This window comes from Pseudomonas sp. AOB-7, from assembly GCF_003696305.1.
Lineage (GTDB): Bacteria > Pseudomonadota > Gammaproteobacteria > Pseudomonadales > Pseudomonadaceae > Aquipseudomonas.
Map to the genome: position 1 here is coordinate 1 of NZ_RFFK01000054.1, position 540 is coordinate 540.

Annotated in this window: 1 pseudogene; it reads right to left on the reverse strand. The window is 71.3% G+C overall.

Going from position 1 to position 540, the window contains the following annotated elements:
- Positions 1–91 precede the first annotated feature (91 nt).
- Positions 92–540 (reverse strand): annotated as a pseudogene (locus EA796_RS23245) (hypothetical protein); the annotation flags it as partial.

Consider the following 540-nt stretch of genomic DNA (forward strand, 5'->3'; position numbering starts at 1 on the left):
TCGCGCAGGGGGGCTTGGTAATCGGCCATATTGCAATCTCTCGGATGATGCGGGCATGCACGATGCCGTGATGGATGAAGTGCCGGCCGGATCAGCCGGCGCCAAGCGCCGGCCAGGCCAGCGGCAGTGAGCGCTCGCGCGGCGCGGGCTCGAGCAGGCTGTCCAGGGCCGCCAGTAGCAGTGCGCCGAGGGCGTCCTGGCGCTGCTGCGCGGTCAGGTCCGGGCACGCCGGCGGCAGGTTGTTGAGCCAGGTGACCAGCGCCTGCACGCCGAACCGCAGCCGGGCCGGCGCCCCGCCCGCTCCGGCCTCCAGCAGCAGGTGCGCCAGGCGCTCTTCGTAGGCTTCGCGCAGCACCTGGATACGCCGGCGATGGGCCGGCGTCAGGCAGCGCAACTCCTGCTCGGCCAGCTGAAACTGGGCCGGGCGTCGTTCGTGCAAGGCGATATGGCGTTGCAGCAGCTGCTCCAGGCGCTCCCGGGCACTGCCCCTGGCAACACGACGCGGCGCGCCCAGCAGTTCCTCGTAGAGCTCCTCGATCA